This is a genomic window from Micromonospora sp. NBC_01740, from assembly GCF_035920365.1.
In the GTDB taxonomy this organism is placed as follows: domain Bacteria; phylum Actinomycetota; class Actinomycetes; order Mycobacteriales; family Micromonosporaceae; genus Micromonospora; species Micromonospora reichwaldensis.
This window is the reverse complement of the sequence record NZ_CP109150.1, coordinates 5,934,216-5,953,890: the sequence shown is the minus strand read 5'-3', so window position 1 is coordinate 5,953,890 and position 19,675 is coordinate 5,934,216. Positions and strand designations below refer to the sequence as shown.

Below are 19,675 nucleotides of genomic sequence, written 5' to 3'. Positions count from 1 at the left end.
AGCGTGCCGGGGCCGCCCGGTCAGCACCGGACGATCGTGGAGTTGCTCAGCCCGACGTTGCTGATGGTCAGGTTGTCCGCGCAGGGGTTCTCGACGATCCGGTTGTTCACCAGCGTGAAGTTGCGCAGCGTGATGTCCCGGTTGCCGGGGAACTCGGTGCGCTCGGCCAGCCGGATCTCGCCGCCGCCGCTGATCGTGCCGCCGCCGGCGGCGATGTTCACGTTCTGGCAGTTCTCGATCAGGACCGCGTTGTTGCCGGTGTTGGCGATGTCCACCCGGTCGACCGTGGCGCCCCCGGACTCGGAGACGCAGAAGATCCCCCGGCCGCCGCCGCGTGCCCGGACGGTGCCCACCCGGACGTTGGTCGGGTAGCCGGAGCCCACGCGCCCGTTGCGGTTGGCCATCCGGAAGGCGGCGTACCCGGTGCCGGCGCCGGCGTTCTCGGCGTCGACGGTGGTGACCGTGGCGTTGATCGTCTGGTTGAGCAGCAGGCCAGACTCGCCCACGTCGCGCGCCGTGACGGTGCCGATGGTCAGCCCGTCCACGCCGTACGTCTCGACCGCGTGGGAGCTGGCGCCGGAGACGTACGCGCTGTCGATCCGGACGTTGCGGGTCCACTGGCTGGTGTCCCCGCGGTTGTCGATGCGGATCCCGAGCCCGCTGCGGAGCCGCATGTCGATGCGGCCGAGGACGACGTCCGTGACGTTGCGCAGGAAGATCCCGTAGAGCGGGGCGCCGGTGACGGTGAGGTGCCCGACCTCGATGTTGGTGGTGCCGCGGGAGTAGATGGGCGCCTGGTCGCCGCTGCCCGAGCCGGTGACGTCGATGGTGCCGCAGACGTCGATCGCGGTGTAGCTGGGCAGGGAGATCCGTGAACCGGCGCTCATCGAGCCGGAGCCTCGTACGACGACGCGCTGCTTGCTGGTCCGCCCGGCGCTGAGGCTGTTCACGGCGGCCTGGACGGCGGCGCGCATGTCGCTTCCGGTGTAGACCGTGCTGGCGCCGTTGCGGGCGGTCCAGGTGCCGCCGCTGAGCACCGCCTCGGCCTGGAACGCGCCGCTGCCGCAGGCGGTGCCGCCGGAGCCGAGATTGACCAACTGCCACTGCTGGTTGGCGCCGCCGAGGTCCTGGTACTGGGAGATCATCGCGCCGTCGGCGGTCGACCACTGCCACACGTCCAGCGCCTTGTTGGAGTGCCGGTTGACGAGGCGGACGTGGCCGCCGTCGGCGTCGGCGAGCCGGAAGTGCTGCCGGGTGTTGCCGCTGGCGGCGGTGTTCTGGACGAGTTGGACCCCGTCCTCGGCGCTCGGCAGTTCCAGCACCTTGCCGCTGTGCGCCGAGCGGATCTGGTGGTATCCGCCGCCCACGTCGACGAACCGCCACTGCTGCACGGCCAGGTCGTTGCGGGTGAACTGGTTGACCGGCGCGCCGTCGGCGGTGGACCAGCCCCACAGGTCCATGGCCTTGCCGCTGTGCCGGTTGACGAGGACGTAGGTGGCGCCGGGGTCGACCGTGGCCGCCGCGGCGGGCTGCGGACCGACGGCCACGGCGGCGCCGACGAGCGCCAGCGCGGCCGCGGCCACCAGGCCGAGGCGTCGACGGGTGGGATGTCTGTGCGGGTCGGGGGACGTCATGTGGCTCCTTCGGCTGGCGCGGGGCGGCGGGAGGGGCGCGCGACCACCCCGTCGAGGCCGCCAGCGATCCAATCCCGTCGATGCATAGAAGATGGTAAGCGCTTTCCCGCGCCGGCGCGAACGCCGTCGGCGCGGTCGGCGGCCGGCGGTCGGGGGAGCTGCCCGATACCTGACAGTCGTTCGGTGGCCACATCGGACCCGTTGATCGCGCGGTGGGAAGTCTGCCGTGGTGGGGCCCGTCGGGGCGCCTGATCACCCGCGGGAACGGCCGAATCTGGGATTCCATGCGGGCGCCACTCGTGTCCCGGATTCTGGGAGACATCTTGGCAGTGGAATCGGCGGTCGTGGACTCTCTCTGCGGAGAGCGATGGCCCGGTGGCTCATGGTCACGATGCGTCATCGTCTCCGGTCGTCGGCCTGGCAGCGGGCGCGCGACCGATCACCGTCGGTAGTGGGGGGAATGCTCGGTGGGACGCGCCATGCCAGCTTGCGGTTCGCGGTGAGCGCACCAGCGCGCCCCGCCGGGCCGGTCCGTCGGCCCACCCAGTCCCGTCGCCCCGACGTCCGACCGCCCGCCGTCGACACCCTGCACCGGATGGTCGAGGCCCAGGTCGACCGGACCCCGGACGCCGACGCCGTGTGGTGCGACGGGCAGGTTCTCACCTACGGCGAGCTGGACGCGGCGGCCAACCGGTTGGCCGCGCTCCTCGTCGACCGGGGGGTGCGCCAGGGTGACCGCGTCGGCGTCTGCCTGCCCCGCAGTCCCCGGCTCGTGGTCGCGCTGCTGGGCGTGCTCAAGGCCGGTGCCTGCTACGTGCCGCTGGACCCGGCCTACCCGGCCGCCCGGGTCGCCTTCATGACCGAGGACTCCGGGGCCCGACTGGTGCTGACGGTGGCCGACCTCGCCGACCGGTTCGCCGACGCCGCGCTCCGTCTCGACGACCTCGACCTCGACGCCCGCCCGGCGGCCCGCCCCGGCCTGCCCGGCGACCCGTCCGACCTGGCGTACGTCATCTACACCTCCGGCTCCACCGGCCGGCCCAAGGGCGTCGCCGTCGAGCACCGCTCGGCCTCCGTGCTCATGCACTGGACCCGGGAGACCTTCACCGACGTCGAACTGGGCGGCGTGCTCGCCGCCACGTCCGTCTGCTTCGACCTGTCCGTCTTCGAGCTCTTCGGCCCGCTCTGCTGGGGCGGTCGGGTGGTGCTCGTCCGCGACGCGCTGGCGCTGGCCGCGCCGGACGCCGACCGGCTGCCCGTCGCTTTGGTCAACACCGTGCCGTCGGCGATGACCGAGCTGCTCGCGGCCGGCGCGCTGCCGGGCAGCGTCCGCACCGTCTGCCTCGCCGGCGAGCCGTTGACCGCGGCGCTCGCCGCCCGGGTGCTCGCCCGGCCGCACGTACGCCGGCTCTGCAACCTCTACGGGCCGTCCGAGGACACCACCTACTCGACCTGGGCGGAGGTGCCGGCCGACGGGGGAGACCCGCCGATCGGCCGTCCGTTGCCGGGCACCCGCGTCTACCTGTTCGACGCGGACGGCCGGCCGGTGCCGCCCGGAGAGCCGGGAGAGCTGTACCTGGCCGGTGCCGGGCTGGCCCGGGGCTACCTCAACCGGCCGGACGAGACCCGGGCGCGTTTCCTGGCCGATCCGTTCCGCCCGGGGGAGCGGATGTACCGCACCGGCGACCGGGTCCGGCTGCGCCCCGACGGGCAGTTGCAGTTCCTCGGCCGGATGGACGACCAGGTGAAGCTGCGCGGCTACCGCATCGAGCTGGGCGAGGTGGCCGCGCGGCTGGCCGCCCTGCCCGGCGTACGCGAGGCGACCGCCGCGGTGCGGACCGGGCCGAGCGGCGACCCGCTGCTCGTCGGCTACCTCGTCGGCGAGCGCCGCGACGACGTGCGGGACCTGCTGCGGGAGACGGTCCCCGCCCCGCTCGTGCCGTCCGCCGTCGTCTGGCTGGACCGCCTGCCGACCACCCCCAACGGCAAGGTCGACCGGGCGGCGCTGCCCGCCCCGGAGGCCGCCGGCCCCGCGATCGACGGCGACGGCACGCCGCTGGCCGGCTCCGCCGCCACGGTCGCCGCCGTCTGGCGGGACGTGCTCGGCCGGCCGGTGGACCGGGCGGAGGCGGACTTCCTCGCCCTCGGGGGCGACTCTCTCCTGGCCGTACGCTGCGCCACCCGGCTCGCCGCCGCGACGGGCCTGCCGGTCGCCCCGGCGGCGCTGTTCGCGCACGCCACGGTGGAGGCGCTCGCCGACCACCTCGACGACCTGCGCCGAGCCGCCGGACCCGCCGCCGCGCCCGCCGGCACCGCCGCGCCCGCCGGGACCGCGACCGCCGGAGCCGCACCCGGGCCGGGGCACCCGTCGGCCGGCGGTACGCCACCCGCGGCGCCCGGGGACACGGCCCCGCTCTCGGCCGCGCAGACCCGGCTGTGGTTCCTGCACCAGCTGGACCCGGCCGACACCTCCTACCTGGTGTCGTTCGCGGTCCGGCTGCCGCCGGGGACCGACCCGGGAGCGCTCGGCCGGGCACTGCGCCGCGTGGTGGCCCGGCATCCGGCGCTGCGCACCGTCTTCCCGTCGACCCCGGACGGCCCGGTGCAGCGGGTCCGCGACGACCTCGACGTCCCGCTGGTCGTCGCCCCGCCCCGTGCCGGGGTGCCGCTGGACGAGCAGCTCGACCAGCTCGCCGCCGCCGACGCGCGTACCCCCATGGACCTCGCCACCGGCCCGCTGCTGCGCGCCCGACTGGTCGCCGCCGACGACGGGCGGGCGGCGCTGCTCCTGGTCGCCCACCACATCGTCTGCGACGACTGGTCGTTCAGCGTCATCGTGCGGGACCTGGGCCGCGCCTGCGAGGCCGAGTCGGCGGGCGCCGGGGCGGGCCCGCCGTGGCCGGCCGGTCCGGCGACCGGCCCGGCGGAACTCGCCGTGGCCCAGCGGGACTGGCTGGCCGCCCCGGCCGGACGGGAGGCCGTGGCCGCCGTGGTCGCCGCGCTGCGCGGCGCGCCGACGGTCCTGGACCTGCCCGCCGCCGCACCGGCGCGCGCCGCCGGCACGTCGCCCCGCGCGGACCGGTCCCCGGCCGGGGCCGCCCTGCGGACCCGCATCGACGACGACACCGCCGCCGTGGTCCGCGACCTCGCCCGCGCCAGCCGCGCCAGCCTGCACATGGTCGGGCTGGCCGCCTTCGCCGCGCTGGTCGCCGCGGAGACCGGCCGCACCGACGTGCTCATCGGTGTCGCCTTCGCCGGCCGGACCAGCGTCGCCGCCGAACAGAGCGTCGGCTGCTTCGTCAACACCATGCCCCTGCGCCTGCGGCCCGGCCCGGACCGGTCCTTCGCCGACCTGGTGGACGAGGCGCGCCAGATGACCCTCTTCGCCGCCGCCCACCAGGACGTGCCGTTCGACGTCGTCGTCGAGCGGCTCCGCCCGGCCCGGCAGCCGGGCCGCAACCCGCTGGTCCAGGTCGCGTTCGGCGTGCAGAACGCCCCGGCGGCCCGGCACGTCGACGCCTCCGGCGGCGAGTTCCTCGGGGTGGAGCTGACCCCCGACACCGCCCGGCTCGACCTGACCCTCTGGCTCGACGAGCGCCGCGACGGGCTGGCGGCGCTCTGGACCTACCGCACCGACCGCTTCGACGGCGAACTGGTCGACACGTGGCACCGCCGCTTCACCGCACTCCTACGCGGCGCGGCCGCCGATCCCCGGCGCAGCCTCGCCCGATGTGCCCACACCCTGGGGGGAACGAGAGATGAGTGAGCAGACCCCGGTCGCGCCGGTGATCCCGCGCCGCGGCCGCGAACGGTCCCTGGTCGACGTACGCCCCGACTGGCCCGGCGGGCCCCTGCCGGCCCTCGTCCGGGCCAACGTGCCCGACGTGGACCTGGCCGCCTGGCTGGCCGGCAACCGGTCCACCGTGGACGAGCTGGCGCGCCGCGCCGGCGCCGTGCTGTTCCGTGGCTTCGCGGTGGACGGCGCGGCCGACTTCCGCACCGTCATGGCCGCCCTCTCCGACGACGTGCTCAGCTACGGCGAGCGCTCGTCGCCGCGCAGCGAGGTGACCGAGGGCGTCTACACCTCCACCGAGCACCCGGCCGACCAGCCGATCGTGCTGCACAACGAGCAGTCGTACACGGTGAACTGGCCGCTGCGCATCGTCTTCCACTGCGAGACCGAGCCTGCCGCCGGTGGGCGCACCCCGCTGGCCGACAGCCGCCGGGTGCTCGAGCGGCTGCGGCCGGAGACGGTCGCCGGATTCGAGCGCCGGGGCGTGCTCTACCGGCGCAACTACCTGCCGGGGATCAGCCTGCCGTGGCAGACGGCCTTCCAGACCGACGACCGGGCCGACGTGGAGGCGTACTGCGCCCGTGCGCTGATCGACGTCGAGTGGGTCGGCGAGCAGCAGCTGCGCACCCGGCAGGTCCGCCCCGCCGTGCGGGAGCACCCGGTGACGGGGGAGCGGACCTGGTTCAACCACGCCCTGTTCTTCCACGTCACCTCGCTGCCGGCGGAGGTCAGCGCCGGGCTGCGCGCGTCGCTCGCCGAGGAGGACCTGCCCTACCAGACCGCGTACGGCGACGGCACGCCCATCGGCGACGACGTGCTGGCCGAGCTGCGCGCCGCGTACGCGGCCGAGACCCGCTCCTTCGCCTGGCGGCGCGGCGACGTGCTGCTGGTGGAGAACATGCTGGCCGCGCACGCCCGGGAGCCGTTCACGCCGCCCCGGCGCATCCTGACCGCGATGTCCGACCCGGTCGCCGCGCCCGAGCTGACCGCCGCCACCGTGACCTCCACGGGGGTGCGGTCGTGACCGGGCCGGCGCCGCGCCGACGGGGCAGCGTGGCGGTCACCTCGCCGGTGTCCCGCCGGGTGCTGGTCGACGGCACGTTCGTGCTGCTGGTGGAGGCCGCCGTGCCGGATCTCGACCTGGCCGGCTGGCTGGCGGGGCGCCGCGACGAGCTGCTGCGCGACCTCGACGCCCACGGGGCGGTCTTCTTCCGGGGCTTCGAGGTGGCCACGGCCGACGACTTCAGCCGGGCCGCCCGCGCGGTCAGCCCGGACCTGCTCGGCTACCTGGAACGCGCCGCGCCCCGGCACGAGGTCGCGGAGAAGGTCTTCACCTCCACCGAGTTCAACGCCGAGCAGTGGATCCCGCTGCACCACGAGATGTCGTACTCGCACAACTGGCCCACCCACCTCTACTTCTGGTGCGCCCAGCCGGCCACCGGCAGCGGCGGCGCGACCCCGCTGGCCAGCGAGCGGGTGGTGAGCCCGCGCATTCCCGCCGAGGTACGGCAGCGGTTCCTCCGGCACGGGGTCAGCTACGTGCGCAACTACGGTCCGCACCTGGACATGCCCTGGCAGGAGGCGTTCCAGACGACCGACCGCGCCGAGGTGGAGAAGTACTGCGCCGATTCGGCCACCGAGTACACCTGGCTCGACGGCGACGGGCTGCGGACGCGGGCCCGCCGGCAGGCGGTGGCGACCCACCCGCGCACCGGCGAGACGGTCTGGTTCAACCACGCGCACCTGTTCCACGTCTCCAACATGCCCGCCGAGGTGTCGGCCGCACTGCTGCGCGAGTACGGGCCCGAGGGGCTGCCCCGCAACGCCTACTACGGCGACGGCGAGCCGATCCCCGACGAGGTGGTGGCCGGCATCCGGGACCTGTATCGGGAACACGCGGTGTCGGTTCCCTGGCAGCGCGGCGACGTGCTGGTGGTGGACAACTTCCTCACGACCCACGGTCGCGAACCCTTCAGCGGCGACCGGCAGATCCTGGTCGCCATGTCCGACCTCTACCTCAACCGGAGCGTGGTGTGAACGGCTACCGTCTGTCCCCGATCCAGCGGCTGGCCTGGTCCGGGGCGCAGGACCTGGTCCGCGCCCGGGTGCTGCTCGACCGCCCGCTGGACCGGGCCCGGTTGCAGACCGCCCTGGACGCGGTGGTCGCCCGGCACGAGGCGCTGCGCCTGACCCTGGTGCACCACCCCGGGCTGCGGGTGCCGTTGCAGGACGTCGACGACGGCCGCAGCGTCGTCGTCGGCGCCCAGGGCGAGCTGTCGGTGACCGTCACCGACGACGCCCTGGAGCTGGCCGCCACGCCGTTGATCGCCGACCCGGCGAGCCTGCGGCTCGTCCTCGCCGACCTGGCCCGCGCGTACGCCGACGGCCGGCTGGCCGACGACCCCGACGCCCTGCAGTTCCTCGACGTCACCGAGTGGCAGCTGTCGCAGCGGCAGGAGGACGACCCGTTCGGCGCACCCGCCGCGCCGGCCGCGCGGCTGGTCACCCCGCACGGCGACGACCCGGCCGAGGTCGGCACCGCGACCCTGCCCGCCGCGGCGCTGACCGCCGCCGCGCGGGAGGCCGGCGTCGGCGTCGCGAACCTGCTCTTCGCCGCCTGGGCGCTCGCGCTGTCCCGCCGGGCCGAGCCGCCCGCCGGGGTCGACGACGCGGACCTGGTGCTGGCCCGGTGGAGCGACGGGCGGCAGGCCACCGGGACGGCCGGTGTCGTCGGCCCGCTGGGCGGCCACGCGCCGATCCGGCTGGGCCTGCCCCTGCCGGCCGCGCCCAAGGCGCTGCTCGACGAGGTACGCGCCGCCGAGTCCGCCGCCGAGGAGGCGTTCCACCTGGTCGATCCGGTCGGCGAACACTCCGACGCGGTCGCCGGTTTCGCCGTCGTACCGGCCGGGGACCCGGCGGCCCTGGGTGGCCTGGGCGCCACCGCCGTCGAGGTCTCCGCGCCGCCCGCGACGGCCGGCCCGCAGCTGACCGCCGTGGTCGGCGACGACGAGGTGACCCTGCGGGTCGTCGGGGGCCGCTGGTTGCTGGAGGGCCTGCTGGCGATCCTGGGGTCGCTGCCCCGGGCGCTGGCCGACGGCACGCCGCTGGTGCTGACCGGCGAGGGGGAGGCCCGCTGGCTCGCCGAGGCGGCCGGCGAGCCGTCCCGCGCCGCGGTGCGCACCCTCGTCGAGCTGCTCGACGACGGGCTGGCCGGCGCCGACCAGGACAGCCCGGCGGTGGTCGCCGCCGACGGCACGTACACCGTCGGCGAGCTGCGCGACGTCGCGGCCCGGGTCGCCGCGGGCCTGGTCGAGCGGGGGCTGCACCGCGCGCGGGTGGGCGTGCTCGCCACCCGTTCCCGGGACACCGTCGCCGCGTTCCTCGGCGTGCTGCGGGCCGGCGCGGTGTACGTACCGCTGGACCCGGCGGCGCCGGCGGAGCGGCTCGCCGCGCAGGTCCGCGCGGTCGACGCCGGGCTCGTCGTCGGCGCGGGCGGCCCGGCGGGGCTCGCCGGCGCGACCGTCGCCGAGTTGGCCGCCGGCACCGCGACGGCGGCCGTGCCCCCGGCGGCGCCCATCGATCCCGCCTACGTCATCTTCACCTCCGGCTCCACGGGCACGCCGCGACCGGTCCAGGTCCCGCACGGCGCCGCGGCCCACCTGGCGTACGCGCTCGAGGAGACCGTGTACGCGGGCAGCCGGGCCGGGCTGCGGGTGGCGGTGAACGCCCCGCTCACCTTCGACGCCTCGGTCAAGCAGCTCGTGCAGCTGGCCCACGGCCGCAGCCTGTACCTGGTGCCCGAGGACGTCCGGCGCGACGGTGCCGAGCTGGCCGTGGCCCTCGCCGACAACCGGGTCGACGTGCTCGACCTGACCCCCTCCCAGCTGCGCATCCTGCTCGCCGGGGCCGGCGACGCCCGGCTGCCGGAGCTGCTGCTGGTGGGCGGCGAGGCGATCCCGCCGGACCTCTGGGACACCCTCGCCGCGCTGCCCGGCGTCCGGGCGGTCAACCTGTACGGGCCGACCGAGTGCACCGTGGACAGCACCGCTGCCGAGATCCGCCCCGCGACGGCGCCGACCATCGGCCGTCCGCTGCCGGGCGTCGGCGTGTGGGTCCTCGACGAGCGGCTGCGGCCGGTGCCGCCCGGCGTGGCCGGCGAACTCTGCGTCAGCGGGCCGCAGCTGGCCGACGGCTACCTGGGCGACCCGGAGACGACGGGCCGCCGGTTCGTCCGGGCCGCCCTGCCCGACGGCCGGACGGAGCGGGTCTACCGCACCGGCGACCGGGTGCGCTTCGACGCCGAGGGGCGCCTGCGCTACCTGGGCCGGCTGGACGACCAGGTGAAGATCCACGGCTTCCGGGTGGAGCCGGGCGAGGTGGCCGCGACGCTGCGGGCGCACCCGGAGGTCGCCGACGCGGCGGTCGTGGCCCGCGACGACGACGGGCACGGCGACCGCCTCGTCGGCTACGTCCGCCCGGCCGCGCCGGCCGTCGACGTCGACCTGGACCGGGTCGCCGGGATCAACCCGCACGAGACCCGCTACCTGTACGACGAGATCTTCACGCAGCGGGTCTACCTGCGCGACGGCATCGTGCTGCGCCGGGGCGCGACGGTCTTCGACGTCGGCGCCAACATCGGCATGTTCTCGCTGTTCGTCCACGCGGCCTGCCCGGACGCGACCATCCACGCCTTCGAGCCGGTGCCGTCGGTGGTGGCGGCCCTGCGGCGCAACGTCGAGGAGTTCGGCGTGCCGGCCACCGTGCACCCGGTGGGCCTGTCCACCGCGCCGGGGCAGGTCTCCTTCACCTACTACCCGGGCTACTCGATGATGTCCGGCCAGGCCGCGTACGCCGACCCGGCGGCCGAGGTCGCCGTGATCAAGCGGTTCCTCGCCAACGAGCGCGACCGGGGCGAGTCCGACCGGGAGACCCTGCTGGAGCGGGTCGACGAGCTGTTGGCGGAGCGCTTCGACGGCTCCGAGGTGACAGTCGACGTGCGCCCGCTGTCGGAGGTCATCGACGAGGTCGGGCCGGAGCGCATCGACCTGCTGAAGATCGACGTGCAGCGGGCCGAGGCCGACGTGCTCGCCGGCATCGAGGAGCGGCACTGGCTGCTCATCGCGCAGGTCGCCATGGAGGTGCACGACGCCGTCGGCACCGACACCGAGGGGCGCCTGGACGAGCTGATCGCCCTCTTCGAGGACCGCGGGTTCGACGTGGTCACCCGCCAGGACGACCTGCTCACCGGCACCGACCGGCACACCCTGCACGCCGTGCGCCCCGAGTACGCCGCCGACCCGCGGCCCGCGGTGGCGGTCCCGGACGGCCCGGCCGCCGGCCCGCTGGAGGCCCGGTTGACCGACTGGCTCGCCCAGCGGCTGCCCGCCCACCTGGTCCCCGCGGCCGTGGTGCTCCTCGACGACCTGCCGCTGACCCGCAACGGCAAGCTCGACCGGGCCGCGCTGCCCGCGCCGGAGCTCGACCGGGCCCGGCGGGAGCCGGCCGTGGCGCCGGCCAACCGGGCCGAGGAGATCCTCGTCGAGGCGTGGCGGGAGGTCCTGGGCACGCAGTCGGTCGGGGTGACCGACAGCTTCTTCGCCCTCGGCGGCGACTCGATCCGCAGCATCCAGATGCAGGTCGCGGCGAACCGGCGCGGCCTGTCGTTCCGGCTCGGCGACATCTTCGTGCACCAGTCGATCCGGGAACTGGTCGCGCACGGCGAGATCACCCTCACCGGGCCCGGCGCCGACGCCACCGACGCCTCCGGGGCGGCGGAACCGTTCGCCCTGGTCGCCGCCGCCGACCGGGACCGCCTGCCCGCCGGGCTGGCCGACGCCTACCCGATGACCGCGCTGCAACAGGGCATGGTCTACCACTGCGAGCTGACCGGCGACCCGGCGATGTACCACAACGTCACCGCGCACCGCGTCGACGCGCCGCTGGAGGCGGAGGCGCTGCGCGCCGCGCTGGCCGACCTGGTCGCGCGGCACCCGGTGCTGCGGACCGGCTTCTCCCTCGGCACCCACACCGAGCCGCTGCAACTGGTGCACGCCGAGGTGCCGGTCGAGGTGCCGGTGACGGAGCTGACCGACGCCGACGAGGCCACCCGCCGGGCCCGCGTCGACGAGCTGGTGGCGGCCGAGCGGGTGCGGCCCTTCGACTGGGACCGGCCGCCGCTGCTGCGGCTGCACGCCGTGCGCGACGACACCGACACCTTCACCCTGATCGTGGCGGAGTGCCACGCGATCCTCGACGGCTGGAGCCTGCACCTCCTCCTCGGCGAGTTGCTGGCCGCGTACGACCGGCGCCGCGCCGGGCTGTCCGTGCCGCACCGCCCGACGTTGCCCTTCCGCGCGTACGTGGCGGCGGAACGGGAGGCCGTGGCGGACGCCGGGTCACGCCGGTTCTGGCTCGAGGGTGCCGGCGGCGTGCCGCCGCTGCTGCTCGGCGGGGCGGAGCCACGGATCACCACCACCCGGCGGGTGCCGCTGGCGGCGTCCACCACCGGCGCCGTCACCGCGGCCGCCCGGGCCGCCGGCGTACCGGCCAAGTCCTGGCTGCTCGCGGTCCACCTGCGGGTGATCGGGGAGGTCGCCGGCCGGGACGAGGTGGTCACCGGGCTGGTCGTCGGCGCCCGGCCCGAGGCCGAGGGGAGCGACGCCACGCTCGGGCTGTTCCTCAACACCCTGCCGGTGAGCGCCGTGCTGGGCACCCGGTCGCTGGCCGAGCTGGCCGCCGCCGCCTGGCAGGCGGAGCGGTCGCTGATGGGCCACCACCGGTTCCCGCTCGCCGAGATCGTCCGGGCGGGCGGGGCCGGGCCCCGGTTCGACCACTTCTTCAACTGGACCCACTTCCACGGCGGCGCCGACGAGGGCGAGGGCGGCGGGGGCCGTGGCAGCCGCATCGTCGACAGCCGGGGCATCACTGTCGACGTGGCGTTCAGCCTCGCCGTCGACGTGGAGGTGGACCCGGCCACCGGCCAGCTCGCCCTGACCCTCCAGTACGACGCCCGGCACGTCGACGAGGCGCGGGCCGACCGGCTGGCCGAGGCGTACCGCCGGCTGCTGGCGACCGACCCGACGGTGCCGCTGCCCACCGTCGGACCGGCGGGTCCCGTCGTCCCCGCCCCGCGCGACGGGGACGCCCGGGACCGCTGGGCGGCCCGGGTGGCGTCGGTCTGGCAGGAGGTCGTCGGCGTGGCGCCGCGCGGCGAGCGGGCGGAGTTCCTCGCCGCGGGCGGCGACTCGCTGCGCGCACTGCGCCTGGTCACCGCGCTGCGGCAGCGCCACGGCAGCAGCATCACCCTGCCGGAGTTCGTCGCGCTGGGCAGCTACGGCGCCGTCGTCGAGCGGGTGAGCCGCGATGGCTGAGAACCCGTGGCTGGTGGTCCGGGCGCCCGTCGCCCGGCCCGCCCTGCGCCTGTTCTGCCTGCCCTACGCGGGCGGCAACGCCGGGGCCTTCGAGACCTGGCGGGCGGGGCTGCCGCGCGCCGTCGAGGTGAACGCGGTGCAGTACCCGGGCCGCCGCGAGCGGGTCGCCGATCCCGCGCCACGGCGGATGACGCCGCTGGTGCAGGCCCTCGAGGCGGCCCTGGCCCCGCACCTGGACCGGCCGTACGCGGTCTACGGCGACTGCCTCGGCGCGTACGTCGCGTTCGAGCTGGTCCGCCGGCTGGAGCGACGCGGGCACCGGCCGGCCGATCTGCTGGTGGTCTCCTCGGCCGTCGCCCCGCACCGCGCCGAGGTCGAACCGGACCACTCCGGCGCCGACGACGCCACGTTCCTCGCCGAACTGGTCGCGCTGGGCACGATGCCGGCGGCCGTCGCCGCGCACCCGGAGCTGGCCGCCGCCGCGCTGCCGGCGGCCCGCGCCGACTTCGAACTCGGCCGCAGCTACCGCTACCGCGACGCCGGCCCGATCGGCGTGCCGGTCACCGCGATCCGCGGCGACGCCGACCCGCACGTCGACGACGTCGGGACGGCGGCGTGGGCCGACCTCACCACCGCCGGCTGCACCACCGTCACCGTCCCGGGCGGGCACGACCTGCTCGCCCGGGCCGACCCCGGACTGCTCGGCGCCGTCCGGTCCGCCCTCCTCGGCAAGGAGCCGTCTTGACCGTCACGTCACTGCTCTGCTTCCCGTACGCCGGCGCGGGCGCCTCGGTGTACCAACCGTGGCAGCGGGTCGCACCGCCCGACCTGGAGATCCTCCCGGTGCAGTTGCCGGGCCGGGAGAAGCGCTTCGTCGAGGAGCCGTACCGCCGGATGGACCAGGCCGTCGACGGGCTCCTCGACGAGGTGCTCGAACTGGTCGCCGGCCGCGACCGGGTGGCGCTGTTCGGCCACAGCATGGGCGCGGTGCTCGCGTACGAGATGGCCGGCCGGCTGGCCCAGGCCGCCGGGGTACGGCTGGCGCACCTGTTCGTCAGCGGCTCGCCCGACCCGTGGTCGGGCCGCGACCACACGGCCGCCGACCTGCCCGACGACGAGTTCGTGGCGCGGGTGGAGGAGTTCGCCGGCTACACGCATCCGGCGCTGGCCGACCCCGACATGCGGGAGCTGCTGCTGCCGACCCTGCGCGCCGACGTGGAGCTGCACGAGGGCTACCGGCCGGGCGGCGACAAGCGGCTCGACGTGCCGGTGACCGCGCTGCGCGGCGCCGACGACACCCTGGTGGCCGCCTCCGCGCTGGCCGGCTGGGACCGGGTCACCTCCGCCGGGTTCGCCTCCCTCACCGTCGCCGGTGGACACATGTACCTCGCCGACGATCCGGCCGAGCTGCTGGCGCTGGTGCGACGGAGGCTGGCCGGTGCCTGAGCCGACGCCGGGCCGGCTGGCCGGCCGGACCGCGATCATCACGGGCGCCGCGCGGGGACTCGGCCGGGCCTGCGCGACCGCCTTCGCGGCGCAGGGCGCCGACCTGGTCCTGGTGGACGTGGCCCACGACCTGCCCGCCGTGCCGTACCCGCTCGGCTCGGCCAGCCAGCTCACGCACACCGCCAAGCTCTGCGCGGAGCTGGGGGTGGCCGCGTACCCGGTCGAGGCCGACGTGCGGGACCTCGACGCGGTCCGGGCCGCCGTCGCGCTCTGCCTGGACCGGTTCGGCCGGATCGACGTCCTGGTGAACAACGCCGGCATCGCGGCGCCCTCCGGCAAGCCGGTGCACGAGATCAGCGAGGCCGAGTGGCAGCTCATGCTCGACGTCGACCTCTCCGGCCCGTGGCGGATGGTCAGCGCGGTCGGCGCGGTGATGTGCCGGCAGCGCGCCGGGAGCATCGTCAACGTGGCGTCGACCGCCGGCCTGGTCGGCTACCGGCACTTCGCCGGGTACGTCGCCGCCAAGCACGGCCTGGTCGGCCTGACCCGGGCCGCGGCGCTGGACTACGCGCCGCTGAAGGTGCGGGTCAACGCCCTGTGCCCCGGCTCGGTGCGCGACGACCCGTACGTCGAGGGTCGGATGCTGGCCGAGATCGCCCGGTCGCTGGAGGTGCCGGTCGCCGAGCACGAGGAGACGTTCGTCCAGGCCCAGCCGATGAACGCGCTGATCGAGCCCGACTCGGTGGCCCAGGCCGCACTGTGGCTGGCCTCCGACGAGTCGTCGCAGGTCACCGGCTCGGTCATCACCGTCGACGGAGGATTCACCACCCGATGAGCAGCCGTCCACAGCCCACCCGACAGCACTCCGACCCGGGCCGCTCCTGCCACGCGGCGGCGGTGGCCGTCGCCGGCGACCCCGACGAGGTCGCCGCCCGGTTCGCCGCCGCGCTGGCGCGTCGGGGCCTCGACGCCGCTCGGCTCTGGGTGGACCGGATGCCCGCGTCGGCGGCCGCCGCGCGCCGCGCCGTGGAACTGGCGCGGCCGCTGCCCGCCGACGGTCCGCCGGTGCGGGCGGTGCTGCTGCGCCACGACGCCGGCGCCGACCTGGTGCTCGTCGCCCGGCGTGGCCCGCTCACCGGCCGCGCGCTGGGCGAGCTGGCCGTCGAGGCGGCCGGTATCGCGTCGCCGGCCGGGGCGGAGCCGACCGCCGGCCCGGAGCCCGGGGACCGCCCCGAGGGTGTCGCGCCGGACCCGGCCGGGCAGTCTCAGTCGGCCGGGCAGGCGGAGTCGCCGGGGACCGCCGCCGGGGAGACGGCCGGGACCGGGGCCGCGGACGACGGGGAACACGAGGGGGACACCGCCTGGCGGGGCGGGAACCCGCGCGCCGACCGGACCGCGTCGTACGCCTTCGCCGTGCCCGCCGGGACCGACCTGCTGGCGCTGACCGGCGCGGTCGGCGCGGTGCTGGCCCGCTTCGGCGGCGTGCGCCGGGTGCGGGTCGGCACGCTGCGCGACGAGGGGCCGGCGGTCGTGCCCGTGGCGGTGGACGGCACTTTGCGCGCCCTCGCGGCCCGGCCCGCCGAGCCGGCCCCGTGGCTCGTTGCCGGGCGGACGCCCGACGCCGGGCCGCCGGAGGCCGCGGTCGGCGTGCTGACCGCCGACAGTCCGGCCGACACCTACCTGCCCAGCCTGACGCCGCCGTGGCCGCTCACCCTGACCCTGCGCGGCAGCACCGTCACCTGCGACTTCCGCACCGGCGTGTGGTCCGCCGACGTGGTCGCCACGGTGGCGGGCTACGTCACCCGCGTCCTCGGCCAGCTCCTCGCCGACGGCGACCGGGCGCTGGCCGACTGCGACCTGTTCGACGACGCCGAGCGGGACCGGGTCGCGGCCCTCGGCGGGGCGGCCGTCGACCTGCCCGAGCCGACCGGCGGCATCCACGAGCGGGTGGCCGGGTGGGCGCGGGCCACCCCGGACGCCCCGGCGGTGTCCTACGGCGACGACCGGCTCACGTACGCCCAGCTCGACGCCCGCGCCGGGCGGATCGCGGCGGCGCTGCGGGCGCGGGGCTGCGGGCCGGGCACCCGGGTCGGCGTCTGCCTGGAACGCTCGGTGGACCTGGTGGCGGCGCTGCTCGGCGTGCTCAGGGCCGGCGCCGCCTACGTGCCGATCGACCCCACCTACCCGGCCGAGCGCATCCGCTACACCGTCGAGGACTCCCGCGTGACCCTGCTCGTCGGCGCCGACGGCGTGGAGGTCGACGAGCTGCTCGCCGACGACCCCGACGACCCGGCGGGCACCGGGGCGGCGACGGCCGGCCCGGACGACCCCGCGTACGTCATCTACACCTCCGGCTCCACGGGCCGGCCGAAGGGGGTCCAGGTCCCGCACCGCAACGTGCTGGCCCTGGTCGCCGCGACCCGGGACGAGTTCGGGCTCGGCCCGGCGGACACCTGGACGATGTTCCACTCCAGCGCGTTCGACTTCTCGGTCTGGGAGATCTGGGGCTGCCTGCTCACCGGCGGGCACCTGGTCGTCGTTCCGCACCTGGTGGTACGCGACCCGGCCGAGTTCCACGCCCTGCTGCGCGTGGAGCGGGTCACCGTGCTCAACCAGACCCCGTCGGCGTTCGCGCAGCTCGTCGACGCCGACCGGCGGGCCGCGCACCGGCTGGGGCTGCGCCTTGTGGTGTTCGGCGGCGAGCCGCTGGACGCCGGCATGCTGACCGGCTGGTTCGACCGGTACCCGGAGCGCGACTGCCGGATGGTCAACATGTTCGGCATCACCGAGACCACCGTGCACGTCACCGCGCAGACCATCGACCGGGGCCTGGCCCTGGCCGCCACCCGCTCCGTGGGGCGCCCGCTGCCCGGCTGGTACGTGCACGTGCTCGACCCGGCGGGGCGGCTGCTGCCGCCGGGCGCCGCCGGGGAGATCCACGTCGGCGGCGCCGGGGTGGCCGACGGCTACCTGCACCGCGACGAGCTGACCGCCCAGCGCTTCCTGCCCGACCCCTGGCGGGGCGGGCGGATGTACCGCAGCGGCGACCGGGGCCGGCTGCTCCCGGACGGGCGGCTGGAGCACCTGGGCCGGCTCGACGACCAGGTCAAGATCCGTGGCTACCGGATCGAGCTGGACGAGATCCGCCAGGTGCTGCTCGACGACCCGGATGTGCTGGCCGTGGCGGTCACGGTGGACACCGCCGACGCCCGGCTGCACGCGTACGTGGTGTTCGCCGAGGGGGCCGACCCGCCCGCCGAGCTGCGCCGCCGGGTGGCCCGGATCCTGCCCGAGTACATGGTGCCGGCCACGGTGACGCCGCTGCCGGCGCTGCCGCTCACCGCCAACGGCAAGCTCGACGCCGCCCGGCTGCCCGCGCCGGCCGCCCGGCCCCTGCCCGCCCCCCGGGAACCGGCCGACCCCGGGGCGGGGCCCGGCCGCGCCGAGCGGATCCGGGCGGTCTGGGAGCGGGTGCTCGGCGCCGAGGTGGGGCCGGAGGACAACTTCTTCGACCTCGGCGGCAACTCCCTGCTCGCGTTGCGGCTGCTGCGTGAACTGCGCGCGCAGGGCCTCGGCGAGTTCACCCCCCGCCACCTGTACGTGCACCCCACGGTGCGCGCCCTGGTCGGCGCGACCGGTACGGAGCGGTGATGGCCGACGTCGACACGCTGACCCGCCTCTGGCCCCAGGTACGCGAGGTGGCCGTCAAGGGCGGCTGCGCGTACGTGGTGGCCGAGGACTACCTCGACCCGCTGCACCTGCGCGGCCTGCTCGCCCGGGAACTGCCCGACGCCGACCTGCCCCGGCACATCGTGCAGGTCGACTCCCTCGACCCCGCCGACCTGGTGGAGCCGGACGACCGGTTCGGGGCGTACCTGCCGCCGCGCGACGACACCGAGCGCGTCCTGGTGCGCATCGCGGAACGCCTGCTCGGCATGCCGAAGCTGGGCGTGCTCGACGACTTCTACGCCGCCGGTGGCGACTCGCTCGCCGCGACGGGACTGGCCGTCGAGGCGCAGCGGGCCCTCGGGGTGGGCGTCTCCCTCGCGGCGGTGCTGCGCCACCCGACGGTGGCCGGTCTCGCCGAGGAGATCGGCCGGGCCCGGGCGGCCGTGCCGCTGCCCCGCGCCGAGGCGGCGGACGCCTACCCGCTCTCCCCGCAACAGCGCCGCGTCTTCCTCGCCCAGTCCCGCGACCCCGCGTCGGTGACCTACAACCTGCCGCTGCTGGTGCCGCTGCCGGCGGACGTCGACCGCGCCCGGCTGGCGGACGCGTTCCGCGCCGTCATCGCCCGGCACGACATCCTCCGCACCTCCTTCGGCACCGAGGCGGGCCGGCCGGTGCAGCGGGTGCTGCCGGCCGTCCCGTTCGACCTGCCGGAGATCGAGGGCACGGGGACGCTGCCGGTCGAGCCGTTCGACCTGGCCGCCCCGCCGCTGCTGCGGGCCGCCCTGCGGCGTACCGGCGACGGCCCGGTGCTGGCGCTGGACCTGCACCACATCGTCACCGACGGCCTCTCCCTGGCGTTGCTGCTGCGCGAGGTCGACACCGTCTACGCCGGCGGCGAACCACCGCCGGTCCCCGCCCAGTACGCCGACTACGCGGTGTGGGCCACCGCCGGGGAACCGCCCGGGGGCGACTACTGGCGGCGGCGCTTCGCCGAGCCGCCGGCGCCCCTGCGGCTGCCCACCGACGCGGCGCGGCTGACCGGCCGCCCGGCGACGGCGCGCGCCGGCACGGTCGAGTTCGACGTCGGGGCGGAGCGGACCGCCGCCCTGCGGGCGCTGGCCCGGCGCGAGGGCGTGACCCTGTTCCAGGTGCTGCTCGCCTGCTACGCGACCTTCCTCGCCGCGGCGACCGGCGGGACCGACGTCACGGTCGGCACCCCGGTGGCCGGTCGCGGCGCCCCGGGCCTGGACGCGACCATGGGGATGCTGGTCAACACGGTCTGCCTGCGGCACCGGGTGCGGCCGGAGGTCACCTTCCGGGAGTCGCTGACCGAGGTGGCGCACGACGTGGTCGACGCGTTCGCCCACCAGGACTACCCGTTCGACACGCTGGTCGCCGAGGTGCTGCCGGTCCGCGACCAGGACCGGCATCCGCTCTTCGACACGCTGTTCGCGATGCAGCACGCCGAGGTGGCCGCCGCCGACTTCCTGGGGCGGCGGGTCGAGTTGGCCGTCGCGCCCACCGGCCAGGCCATGTTCGACCTGGACATGCAGGTCTACGAGCGCGCGGACTCGCTGCGCGTGCACTGGGCGTACGACGCCGGGCTGTTCCTGCCCGGGACGGTGCGGGCCTTCGCCGACCTCTGGCTGGAGATCGCCGACACCGTCCTGACCGACCCCGGGGTGCCGGTCGGCGAGCTGACCGGGGCCCGCCGGGTCGCCGCCGGGGCACCCTCCACCATCGACATCGAGTTGTGAGCCGGA

Annotated in this window: 10 protein-coding genes; 9 read left to right on the top strand and 1 reads right to left on the bottom strand. The window is 76.2% G+C overall.

What is annotated here, in order from left to right; translation table 11 throughout:
* Window positions 1-20: 20 nt before the first annotated feature.
* Window positions 21-1,634: an RICIN domain-containing protein gene (locus OG989_RS26265; protein ID WP_327028799.1), complete on the bottom strand. Its 1,614-nt coding sequence runs from the start codon at window positions 1,632-1,634 to the stop codon at window positions 21-23.
* Between the two features lie 499 nt (window positions 1,635-2,133).
* Between OG989_RS26265 and OG989_RS26260 the strand changes: the two genes are divergently transcribed.
* The 9 genes from OG989_RS26260 to OG989_RS26220 are packed head-to-tail and all read left to right on the top strand — an operon-like array spanning window position 2,134 to window position 19,669.
* Window positions 2,134-5,400: an amino acid adenylation domain-containing protein gene (locus OG989_RS26260; RefSeq protein ID WP_327028798.1), complete on the top strand. Its 3,267-nt coding sequence runs from the start codon at window positions 2,134-2,136 to the stop codon at window positions 5,398-5,400.
* A complete protein-coding gene (locus OG989_RS26255; protein WP_327028797.1) occupies window positions 5,393-6,451 on the top strand; it encodes a TauD/TfdA family dioxygenase in 1,059 nt (352 codons plus the stop codon). Before OG989_RS26260 ends, OG989_RS26255 begins: the two co-directional genes overlap by 8 nt.
* Window positions 6,448-7,464 carry a TauD/TfdA family dioxygenase gene (locus OG989_RS26250; RefSeq protein WP_327028796.1) on the top strand — a complete coding sequence of 339 codons (1,017 nt, stop codon included), beginning with the start codon at window positions 6,448-6,450 and terminating at the stop codon, window positions 7,462-7,464. The genes OG989_RS26255 and OG989_RS26250 overlap by 4 nt, the downstream gene beginning before the upstream one ends.
* Window positions 7,461-12,797, top strand: a complete 5,337-nt coding sequence (locus OG989_RS26245) for a non-ribosomal peptide synthetase (protein ID WP_327028795.1) — start codon at window positions 7,461-7,463, stop codon at window positions 12,795-12,797. The genes OG989_RS26250 and OG989_RS26245 overlap by 4 nt, the downstream gene beginning before the upstream one ends.
* Window positions 12,790-13,542 (top strand): thioesterase II family protein, encoded by a 753-nt coding sequence (locus tag OG989_RS26240; RefSeq protein WP_151457456.1) that lies wholly within the window; start codon window positions 12,790-12,792, stop codon window positions 13,540-13,542. The genes OG989_RS26245 and OG989_RS26240 overlap by 8 nt, the downstream gene beginning before the upstream one ends.
* Window positions 13,539-14,243 carry a thioesterase II family protein gene (locus OG989_RS26235; RefSeq protein ID WP_132238353.1) on the top strand — a complete coding sequence of 235 codons (705 nt, stop codon included), beginning with the start codon at window positions 13,539-13,541 and terminating at the stop codon, window positions 14,241-14,243. The genes OG989_RS26240 and OG989_RS26235 overlap by 4 nt, the downstream gene beginning before the upstream one ends.
* Window positions 14,236-15,078, top strand: a complete 843-nt coding sequence (locus tag OG989_RS26230; RefSeq protein WP_327028794.1) for an SDR family oxidoreductase — start codon at window positions 14,236-14,238, stop codon at window positions 15,076-15,078. Before OG989_RS26235 ends, OG989_RS26230 begins: the two co-directional genes overlap by 8 nt.
* Window positions 15,075-17,894: an amino acid adenylation domain-containing protein gene (locus tag OG989_RS26225; RefSeq protein WP_327028793.1), complete on the top strand. Its 2,820-nt coding sequence runs from the start codon at window positions 15,075-15,077 to the stop codon at window positions 17,892-17,894. The genes OG989_RS26230 and OG989_RS26225 overlap by 4 nt, the downstream gene beginning before the upstream one ends.
* The gene (locus OG989_RS26220) at window positions 17,894-19,669 is read left to right on the top strand and encodes a condensation domain-containing protein (protein ID WP_327028792.1); all 1,776 of its coding nucleotides are present in this window, start codon (window positions 17,894-17,896) and stop codon (window positions 19,667-19,669) included. The genes OG989_RS26225 and OG989_RS26220 overlap by 1 nt, the downstream gene beginning before the upstream one ends.
* Window positions 19,670-19,675 lie beyond the last annotated feature (6 nt).

What these genes read in the sequence shown, in the direction of transcription:
- OG989_RS26255 (WP_327028797.1), top strand. Translation starts at nt 5,393, where the DNA reads ATGAGTGAGCAGACCCCGGTCGCGCCGGTGATCCCGCGCCGCGGCCGC.
- OG989_RS26225 (WP_327028793.1), top strand. Translation starts at nt 15,075, where the DNA reads ATGAGCAGCCGTCCACAGCCCACCCGACAGCACTCCGACCCGGGCCGC.
- OG989_RS26240 (WP_151457456.1), top strand. Translation starts at nt 12,790, where the DNA reads ATGGCTGAGAACCCGTGGCTGGTGGTCCGGGCGCCCGTCGCCCGGCCC.
- OG989_RS26265 (WP_327028799.1), bottom strand. Translation starts at nt 1,634, where the DNA reads ATGACGTCCCCCGACCCGCACAGACATCCCACCCGTCGACGCCTCGGC.
- OG989_RS26220 (WP_327028792.1), top strand. Translation starts at nt 17,894, where the DNA reads ATGGCCGACGTCGACACGCTGACCCGCCTCTGGCCCCAGGTACGCGAG.